The organism is Cryobacterium sp. Hz7 (assembly GCF_004402815.1).
GTDB lineage: Bacteria > Actinomycetota > Actinomycetes > Actinomycetales > Microbacteriaceae > Cryobacterium > Cryobacterium sandaracinum.
Map to the genome: position 1 here is coordinate 1 of NZ_SOFB01000055.1, position 8,405 is coordinate 8,405.

Here is an 8,405-nt window from a genome sequence, read left to right on the forward strand (position 1 = left end):
CCCCTCCCCGGGCAGGCCGCGGGTGTCGTCGGTGACGGCGCCGGTCGCACTGGCCACCAGGGCACGTTCGGCAGTGCCGAGCTCGTCGGGCGCGACCCGGGCCGCGACCTGGTCGAGGGCGGTGACGATGTTCTCGGCCGCGTCCACGCCGAGGTCCCCGGCGGTGAGGGCGTCGGCCACGGCCGGGTAGTAGGGCGGCAACATGCTGGTGCCCGCCCGGCGCGGGGTCACGTTCTCGCCCAGGCGCACCCGCCGATTCGCCTCACGCGACGAGACGCGGGTCAGGCGAGTGACCAGGTCGATGCCGCTGCTGGCCCCGTTCTTATACGCCAGGGACTCATGGCCCAGGATACGCCGAGACCGCACCGAAATGTCGGCGGCGGAGGCAACCCTGGCCGCATCGACCCGACGGCCGAGGTCTTCAACCATGCCCAGCACCATCATCGCGTCCGCCTCGCCCAGGAGGGAGAAAGACACCGAGTCGAGCACGGCTGCGGCCAGGTCACGGGCCTGCTGCAGCTGCTGCACGAGGGGTGACTGTGCACGGGGTGACTGNCGGGGTGACTGTGCACGGGGTGCCTGCGCGAGGGAAGGCACCGCCTGCGGTGAGGCGGTGGGGTGGTGCGGAGTGGGGGCTCCAGCCATGCCTCAATAGTATACGTATACGAATGTTTAGTCAAGAAGTCTCACATTACTGTAGAAAGTAATTTGCTTGGGGCGGTGCCGTGGAGTCGGTTACGCACCGGCATCCGTTGCCGCGCCCTCAGGCACCCGCGCCCCTCAGGCACCCGGGCTCCCTAACGAATTCGACGGAGATTTTACCGATTTCGAGCCCAAACGGATGTTCTGGGCCGGTTCTGAGCAAAATCTCCGTCGAATTCGTTCGGCCAGGGGGCCGACGCAGGAGTGCCGGGGAGCTCAACTGGGGAGCTCACGCCGACGGGCTCAACCGCCGCTACCCGCTAGAAGTTCGGCAGGAACTCCTGCCAGACCGCCCGCCGCTCTCCTCGCGGATCCGATTCGATGCGATCGACCTCGTCTCAGAGTCAGCCGGTCGGTTTCCGAGTAGGTCGGCCAGGTGTCGTCGGGCCGCCTTGTGCAGGCGAAGCGAAGCCAGTGCAGGCGCATCCGTTCGCCCGCGTTGATGAAGAGTTCCCGCCCGCCGAGCAGGATCATGGCCCGAGCCGTGGGGCCGTGGGGCCGTCGACGTGGTCGAACAGGGCGAACAGCTCGATTCCGTGTGTGGCGTTGATGCCCAGCGTGTGCTTAAGCCGCGGGACCAGGTCGAACCGGTACGTATAGACCGGCGCGACCCGGGAGTGGAAGTCGCCGATCTGCAGGCTCGGATACCAGAACACGAAATCCCCGCCGCAGTCCGACGACGACTGTTTCGCCGGCAGGCTCGCGTAGACGGAGCGCATCGCGTCGTGCGGGCTCACCGGGGCGTGGTCGAAGATGGCCGCGATACGCGTCGGCGACTTCGGCAGGATGTCCACCCGGCTTCGGAACAGCGACCCCTCCCGCTCTTTGGTGCCGATGATCAGCGGCACCCGGTGCGCGGTCCCGTGACGGAAGGCGTCGAGCGGCCGCTCGGGCAGGAAATCCACGTCGATCACCGGGATCAGGCAGAAGGTGCCCGGGCTGGCATCCGGCGTGCGCGCCTGCAGCGCCACGGCCGCCTGGGTCAGGTCGGCTACCGCGGCGGTGGTCAGCGTGGATAAAGACCATCACCGGGCGGCCCAGCCGTCTACGCGACGCCGACGCCGGCCGAAGCACGTTGACACTCAGGCACTCCTCACCGGCTGCGGGGCCCGGAACCGCAGCTCGCCCACGGGTGGCGCGGCGTAGGGGATGCCGCGCCAGGCCGAATGCCATTGTCGTCCACGCCGCGCACGATCCCGCCGGTGACCCGCACCTCCAAGCGGCTCCGCGGGGTCGCGGTCATGGTGTCCTCACTTCGGGCGCGTCGACGCCGCTATCGGTACTCCGGGTTCGGCTGGAATCCGAACCGCTCGCCCTCGTCCCACTCCGCGCGGAGGTTCCCGTAGGCGGGGATGCCGCCGTTTGCCTTCAGCATTGCGGCCAGGTGCATCAGGTTCCAGGTCATAAAGGTCACGTTGCGGTTCGTGAAGTCACTGTCCGGCCCCCCGGAACCCGGGTCCAGGTAGCTCGGGCCCGGACCGATCGCGCCGATCCAGCCGACGTCGGCCGCCGGCGGAATCGTGAAGCCGATGTGCTGCAAGCTATAGAGCACGTTCGACGCGCAGTGCTTCACGCCGTCCTCGTTGCCGGTGATGACGGCCCCGCCCACCTTGCCGTAGTAGACGTACTGACCCTTGTCGTTCAGCTCCCCCGACATGGCATAGAGCCGTTCGATCACGCGCTTGGTGACCGAGCCGTTGTCGCCGAGCCAGATCGGCCCGCCGATCACGACGATGTCGGAGGCGCGCACCTTGTCGAACAGGGCGGGCCAGGCATCCGTCGCCCAGCCGTGTTCGGTCATGTCGGGGTAGACGCCCGAGGCGATGTCGTGGTCGATGGCCCGGATGTTCTCGACGTGGACGCCCTGCTCGTGCATCAGGTTGATGCTGAGGTTCATCAGGCCCTGTGTGTGGCTGATTTCGGGGCTTCGTTTGAGGGTGCAATTGATGAACATGGCCCGAAGGCCGGCGTATTCGAAGGATGCCTGGGTGTTGCGGATCGCGGTCATGGCGTCAGTTTTGCACCTGCCCCAGACCTCGTCTAGGGCCACACCGGGGCCCGCGCCCTCCGGATCGGGCCTTCGATCGGGCCGCGAATCGGGTTAACTGGGAGAGTGATTTCCAGAGAGCATCGGGTGTTGATCGTGGCCATTCTGGCGTCGTTCGTGGCGTTCCTGGACGGCTCCATCGTCACGGTCGCGCTGCCGGCGATTTCTCGGGAATTCGGCGGCGGTCTGGTGCTGCAACAATGGGCGGTCGACGGCTACCTGCTGTCATTGGGCGCCCTGATCCTCGTGGCCGGGTCACTCTCGGACACGTTCGGCCGGGTGCGGGTGCTCCGAATCGGGCTGGTCTGGTTCGGGATCACCTCGCTGGCGTGCGCGGTCGCACCCTGGGGGAGTGCGCTCGTGCTGGCCCGGGTGCTGCAGGGCGTGGCGGCGGCTCTGCTCGTGCCGAGCTCCCTGGCGCTCATCACCTCGACGTTCTCGGGGGCGGCGCAGGCTCGAGCGATCGGGGCCTGGACCGGCTGGACGGGCATCGCGGGCATCATGGGTCCGGTGCTCGGCGGCATCCTGGTGGACACGCTCAGCTGGCGCCTGATCTTCGGGCTCAACGTGATCCCCATCATGGTTACCCTGGTGCTGCTGGCCGGCCTGGACGAGCCGGTGCGCACCCGTCCGGCGGCCCCCATCGACGCGTGGGGCGCCGGCCTGGCCGCGCTCGGGCTGGGCGGTCCGGTCTTCGCCCTGATCGAGCAGGGGCGGCTGGGCTGGGCCAGCCCGGTCGTGTTCGTGCCGCTTGTCGTCGGGCTGCTGGCCTTCGCGGGGTTCCTCTGGTGGGAGGCGCGCGCGCCGCATCCGATGATGCCCCTGAGCCTGTTCAAGATCCGCAATTTCGGCGTCGGTAACATCGCTACGGTCGGTTTCTACGCCGCCCTCGGCCTCGGTTTCTTCGTGTTCACGCTCTATCTGCAGCAGGTCGGCGGCTTCTCGGCGACCGTAACCGGTTTCGCCGGCATCCCGGCGACCGCCATGCTCCTGCTCTTCGCGACCCTGTTCGGCACCCTGGCCGGCCGCTACGGACCGCGCGCGTTTATGACCGTGGGCCCGATGGTGGCAGGAGCCGGATTCCTGCTGCTACTCGGGGCGGTGCCGCCGATCGCGCTCTGGTCGCAGGTCGTGCCGGCCGTCGTCGTGATCGGCCTCGGCCTGGCCATCACCGTGGCGCCGCTCACTTCCGCGGTCCTCGGCTCCATCCGGCCCGAGCAGGCAGGCATCGGCTCGGCCATCAACAACGCCGTCGCCCGGGTGGCCGGTCTAGTCGCGGTGGCTCTGGCCGGCACGATCATCGGAACTACGCTCGACGTTCCGGGATTCCAGCGCGTGATGGTCGTCGTCGCGGGCTTGATGTTCGCCGCCGGGCTCGCCTCCTGGCTCGGAATCCGCACCTCGGGTCCGGTTCTCGCGCCGGAGCACCCCGAATAACTGCTATAGTTTTCAAGTTGTCAGAGAGTACTTAGCTCTGGGCAGCCTGCGCTCGTAGCTCAACGGATAGAGCATCTGACTACGGATCAGAAGGTTGGGGGTTCGAATCCCTTCGGGCGCACATCTGGACCCCCGCAATCAGCAGATTGCGGGGGTTTCCTGTTTGTCCGAAATGCACGGGCGTCGGCACCCGAAAAAACGCGGTCTCTCGCAGCGATAGAGTGAGAAAGTGCTCACCCGCCTGGTTCAGATCTCCCGACCGGTGCTCTGGGTCAACACCATCGGAACCACCGTCATCGCCATGTGGCTGGTCGGGGATTTGTGGCGGTGGGAGATTGTTCCGCTGCTCCTCTGGGTGACGCTGCCGTTCAACCTGCTGATCTACGGTGTGAACGACATTTTCGACCAGGAAACGGATGCCCGGAACGCCCGCAAGGGTGGCCTCGAGGGGGCCCGCATCCTCGGCTCGGAAACCCGCGCCATCGTGCTCGGAGTCGTGCTGACCAACGCGCCTTTCGTGGCGTATTTCCTCGCTACGTTGCCGGCGGCGGCGCTCGCCTGGATCGCCGCGTACATGGTGATCTTCATCTTCTACTCGGCACCCCCGCTGCGTTTCAAAGCCCGGCGCTACCTCGACTCGCTCAGTAATGCCGCCTACGCTTTCCCGCTGGTCTTCGTGCCTCTCGCCCTCGGTGAGTCACCGGTCTGGGCGGCGGCGATCGGACTCATGGCGTGGAGTGTGGCCAAGCACACCTACGACGCGGTGCAGGACATCGACGAGGATCGTGCAGCCGGAATTCAAACCACTGCCGTTCATCTCGGCGCGCGCGGCTCCGTGGTGTGGAGCGGCGCGTGGTGGGCCCTGTCCACCGTGGGTTTCGCGCTGATCAACTGGCCGGTCGCCGTGGTGAATGCGCTCATCACCGGCTGGTTGGTGGGGTCGCTGGGGCGCAGCCCCACGCCGATGACGGCCCGCCGAATGTACCGCTACTCGATCGCGTTCCCCTACGTCGCAGGTTCCGTCGCCGGGGCCCAGCTCGTGGCAGTTTTTTTGCTCAAGGAGCTCCTATGACACGATCCCGCAGGAAGATCAACCTGACCCCGCAGCGCATCGTCGTGCTCGGCGCGGGAGTCGGCGGGCTCACGGCCGCCGCGCTGCTGGCCCGCGCCGGCCATTCGGTGACGGTGCTGGAGGGCTCCGACTGGATCGGTGGCAAGAGCCGACGACTCGAAATCGACGGGCAGCACGTGGACACCGGACCGGCGCTGGTCACCTTCCCTCTGGTCTGGGAGGAGCTGCTGGCCCGCTACGACGCGCTCGGCGCCCGCCGCTCTGTTCCCGCCGAAGCCGCCGCGGTGGCCGCGGTGACGTTGCGGAGACTGCCTGAGGTGGGCCGGTACTTCTACCGGGGAGCGGACGCCGTCCTGCCGGTGCCCGCCGGTCACCCGTGGCACGCGGCCTGGACCCGGTTCGAAAAAGAACACGGTGGTCTCGGGCCTCAACTCACGAGCATGCTGACCGCCGACCCGGCCGATCCGGCATCGCTGCCGGCCGTACGCAACGTGTTTCGGCTCTACGGCACCCGCCTGACCACGCGCAGCTTTCTCGACGGCCTGAGCTGGATGCCCGAAGGCCTGCGTGAGGTCATCGCCATCCACACCCTCAATGCCGGTGTCTCTCCCCGGCGGACCCTCGCACTGTATGCGAGCATGCCGGCGATCATGGCCAGGGACGGCGTGTGGGTTCCCGAGGGCGGCGTGAACGAGCTGCCGCTCGCATTGCACCGGCTCGCGTTGAACGCCGGCGCGGTCGTGCGCATTAGCGAGCCCGTCACAGCCGTGTCGAAAGGGCTCGTGACCACGGCGACGGCGACGCATCCGGCCGACGTGATTGTGAGCGGGCTCGACCGTGGGGTGCTCGACGGGCTGCTCGGCGTGCCGCCGGTCCGGCCACAGAAGCTGTCCTGCTCCGGCGTGGCCATTTATGCCGTGCTTGAGACCTCGTTGCCGGAGGGCACCGCCACGCATTCCGTCGTGTTGCCCGACGACCCGGCCGCCCTGCACCGCAGTCTCGATGCCGGGGCTGTGCCCGAGCAGACGATGGCCTTCCTGAACTATTACCGGCCGCACGAGGTCTATGCCAACGACCGGGCCACCGTGGCGGTGCTTCTCACCGCGCCCGCTGACGGCCGCCGCTATGACCTTGACAGCCCGTGGGTGGCGCGTGAGGTTGCGCGGGTCAGCGCCGCCGTGGGCCTGGACCGGCCGATCAGCGAGCTGTTCCGTGATCACGTCGTGCTTGATCCGCGGTACTTCGCTGGCTGGGGCTCCACCGGTGGTGCGCTCTACGGCGCCACCAACCCGCTCTGGCAGAGCGGGCCGTTCCACCGCCCCGGGTACACCAGCCGGGCACGCCCGTGGCTGTGGCGGGTGGGGGCATCGGTGCACCCCGGCGGCGGTATACCGGCCGTGCTCGGCGGCGCCATGACAGCGACCCACAAGCTGATCGGCCGCCTCGACGCCCGCTGACCGAGGAGTGACGGCCGCCGGATCAGCGAACGGCCAGGTCCGGCCGAGGCAGATGCGCCGACTCGGGGCGCACATTGGCGCGATCACAGCCGAAGCAGGTCAGCACGTAGACGGGGAGGGCGCGGTGTGCGGCGTGCACCGGGTTCGGCGTCAGGCGAGCTGTCGAGTGGCAAAACGGACACGTGATTCTCATGGCTGAAGCTCCTGATTTTGTACCCGCCACGATCTGCAACGCGTGTTTCGAAGTTGACTCAGGTGATGTGGGCGCAGTACCCCCTTGACCTGGCCGGATGCGTGTGTCGCACCCTCCGGCATCCTGTGCTAGCGAGGTTCGATGTGCTCGATCATGAAGTCCGTGCCGGGGAACAGGATGCTCTCATGCCCTTCGCTGAACCGCACGAGGTAGGGAGGTTCGCCGTCAAGCCCGCGAACCTCCACGATCTCACCGTGCCGGTCCGGTGCTTCTACCGTCTTTCCTCGGATGACGACCCGGTCTCCCTGTGCTGCATGCATGGGAATTACCTCCTCGCGGATCACCGTACGCCCGCTCGCGCCCCCTGCACAGGGCAGCGAGACGCGGCGCGCCGGGTTCCGTCAAGGCGGCGCAACCTGGGCGGTGCAGGTCAGTCCTCGCCATGCAGGCGATCGCAGAGGGCGGTGAGTTGCAGGAGCTCGTCGGTGCCGAGCGTGTCGCCGATGCGGTCGGTGATGGTGCCCATGTGCTGGACAGCGACCCGGCGGAACAGGTCGAAGCCGGCATCCGTCAGTTCGATCAGGGCGCCGCGGCCGTCAGTAGGGTCGGTGTGCTTCCGCACATAGCCCCGCGCGGCCAGTCGGTCGACCAGACGGCTCACGCTCGGCTGGGTCAACAGCACCTGCCGATTCAAATCGCGGAGCCGCAGGCGCCGCCCGGCGGCCCGGGACAGGTTGAACATTACGTCGTACTCGTTGAACGAGATGTCATGAGCCGGAAAGTCGGCGGCCAGGCTGCGCATAATGGCAACCTGGGCACGAAACAGTGATTCCCAGGCGGCCACGGCCACGGCTCGATCGGTCACGCTGCCTCCACTCATCCTTGATCTCCAAGAATAGGGACTCGGCATCGGGACGCCTCCCCCACTCGTGGGGATTTGGACAAAAAAAGAATGACGAACAAGTGGCGCTTCGTTACGCGTTCGTTATATATTCGAAGTGCGTCAACCGTTTGCTGTGGCGGAAGACGCGAAATGTGATTGCAGGACACTCTTGGTGCAAGGGAAGAGGGCCGGTCGTAGCTACTACGACCGGCCCTCTGTCACGCCATCGCCGTCGAATTGTTTTGCAGCGTCGCTCCCGGAAGGCGAGAACCGACCGCAATTTGTGGATGTTGTTCATCCCGGGCGGAGCGCCGTGCCCGGTGTTGGACCAATTCGACGGAGATTCTGGTCTGAAACTGCTTTTCGGAGTATTGCGGGGACGATTTGGGCAGAATCTCGGCTCCCCTGCTGTATCCGTGGGTGTTTCGGAGCGCCTTAACGGCCGCACGCCGCTTCCTGTCTAGGTTTCTGACTGTCAAAGGAAAGAAACTTTATAGGCGGGAAAACGGCGTGCGGTCTCTAACTTTATGGCGGACTTTGCTCGGTGTCGATAAGACGGTCGTTGAGGACCTGAATCTGGACCCGGCGGCGGGTGTTTTGGTGGCCTCGGTGCG

General features: G+C 66.8%; 8 protein-coding genes, 1 tRNA gene and 1 pseudogene. 4 read left to right on the top strand and 6 right to left on the bottom strand.

The window, feature by feature from the left end; translation table 11 throughout:
• The 4 genes and pseudogenes from E3N86_RS14180 to E3N86_RS14190 form a co-directional block, all read right to left on the bottom strand.
• Positions 1–528, bottom strand: a 528-nt coding sequence (locus tag E3N86_RS14180) for a DUF222 domain-containing protein (RefSeq protein ID WP_166785103.1), incomplete at its 3' end; no start/stop codon positions are given.
• A gap of 644 nt (positions 529–1,172) precedes the next feature.
• Positions 1,173–1,673: a carboxylesterase family protein gene (locus tag E3N86_RS14185; protein ID WP_166785104.1), complete on the bottom strand. Its 501-nt coding sequence runs from the start codon at positions 1,671–1,673 to the stop codon at positions 1,173–1,175.
• A 111-nt stretch (positions 1,674–1,784) separates the two neighbouring features.
• Positions 1,785–1,868: pseudogene (locus tag E3N86_RS17915) on the bottom strand (carboxylesterase family protein); the annotation flags it as partial.
• Between the two features lie 107 nt (positions 1,869–1,975).
• Positions 1,976–2,710 carry a flavodoxin family protein gene (locus E3N86_RS14190; RefSeq protein ID WP_134512195.1) on the bottom strand — a complete coding sequence of 245 codons (735 nt, stop codon included), beginning with the start codon at positions 2,708–2,710 and terminating at the stop codon, positions 1,976–1,978.
• Between the two features lie 105 nt (positions 2,711–2,815).
• Between E3N86_RS14190 and E3N86_RS14195 the strand changes: the two genes are divergently transcribed.
• The 4 genes from E3N86_RS14195 (at position 2,816) to E3N86_RS14210 (ending at position 6,715) form a co-directional block, all read left to right on the top strand.
• Positions 2,816–4,186, top strand: coding sequence for an MFS transporter (locus E3N86_RS14195; protein WP_134375415.1), 1,371 nt, complete (start codon positions 2,816–2,818; stop codon positions 4,184–4,186).
• Positions 4,187–4,234: 48 nt separating this feature from the next.
• A tRNA-Arg gene (locus E3N86_RS14200) sits at positions 4,235–4,307 on the top strand.
• Between the two features lie 108 nt (positions 4,308–4,415).
• Positions 4,416–5,258, top strand: coding sequence for a UbiA family prenyltransferase (locus tag E3N86_RS14205; protein ID WP_134512196.1), 843 nt, complete (start codon positions 4,416–4,418; stop codon positions 5,256–5,258).
• Positions 5,255–6,715, top strand: coding sequence for an NAD(P)/FAD-dependent oxidoreductase (locus tag E3N86_RS14210; RefSeq protein ID WP_134512197.1), 1,461 nt, complete (start codon positions 5,255–5,257; stop codon positions 6,713–6,715). Before E3N86_RS14205 ends, E3N86_RS14210 begins: the two co-directional genes overlap by 4 nt.
• 321 nt (positions 6,716–7,036) lie before the next feature.
• On the opposite strand, the gene E3N86_RS14215 is transcribed toward E3N86_RS14210, so the two are convergent.
• A complete protein-coding gene (locus tag E3N86_RS14215; RefSeq protein ID WP_134375421.1) occupies positions 7,037–7,228 on the bottom strand; it encodes a DUF1918 domain-containing protein in 192 nt (63 codons plus the stop codon).
• Positions 7,229–7,338: 110 nt separating this feature from the next.
• Positions 7,339–7,788, bottom strand: coding sequence for a MarR family winged helix-turn-helix transcriptional regulator (locus E3N86_RS14220; protein WP_134375423.1), 450 nt, complete (start codon positions 7,786–7,788; stop codon positions 7,339–7,341).
• Between the last annotated feature and the right edge of the window lie 617 nt (positions 7,789–8,405).

Excerpts from the sequence above, each read along its gene's own strand:
- E3N86_RS14190 (WP_134512195.1), bottom strand. The coding sequence starts at position 2,710 with ATGACCGCGATCCGCAACACCCAGGCATCCTTCGAATACGCCGGCCTT.
- E3N86_RS14210 (WP_134512197.1), top strand. The coding sequence starts at position 5,255 with ATGACACGATCCCGCAGGAAGATCAACCTGACCCCGCAGCGCATCGTC.
- E3N86_RS14215 (WP_134375421.1), bottom strand. The coding sequence starts at position 7,228 with ATGCATGCAGCACAGGGAGACCGGGTCGTCATCCGAGGAAAGACGGTA.
- E3N86_RS14220 (WP_134375423.1), bottom strand. The coding sequence starts at position 7,788 with ATGAGTGGAGGCAGCGTGACCGATCGAGCCGTGGCCGTGGCCGCCTGG.